The organism is Helicobacter aurati, from assembly GCF_003364265.1.
GTDB classification, from domain to species: domain Bacteria; phylum Campylobacterota; class Campylobacteria; order Campylobacterales; family Helicobacteraceae; genus Helicobacter_A; species Helicobacter_A aurati.
Map to the genome: position 1 here is coordinate 1 of NZ_NXLW01000048.1, position 407 is coordinate 407.

Sequence of the window (407 nt, forward strand, 5' to 3'; positions counted from 1 at the left end):
GTCGTTACTCAAAGAAATCTTAAAGATTCTTTGGAAAAGTTAAGTTCAGGTTTGAGAATCAACAAGGCAGCTGATGATGCTTCAGGTATGATTATTGCAGATAACTTACGAAGTCAAGCAAGTGCATTAGGTCAAGCTATTAGCAACACAAATGATGCTATGGGGATTATTCAAATCGCAGACAAAGCAATGGATGAACAACTCAAAATTCTTGATACTGTAAAAGTGAAAGCTACACAAGCAGCACAAGATGGACAGACTACTGAATCAAGAAGGGCTATCCAATCAGATATTACAAGACTTATTCAAGGTCTTGATATGATTGGTAATACTACTTCTTTCAATGGTCAGAAGTTACTCTCTGGTTCTTTTACAAACAAAGAGTTTCAAGTTGGTGCATACTCTAA

1 protein-coding gene is annotated in these 407 nt (G+C 36.1%); it reads left to right on the forward strand.

Features of this window, described 5'->3' with window-relative positions; genetic code table 11:
• A partial coding sequence (locus CQA66_RS09110) for a flagellin N-terminal helical domain-containing protein (protein ID WP_483401386.1) occupies positions 1 to 407 on the forward strand: 407 nt, incomplete at both ends.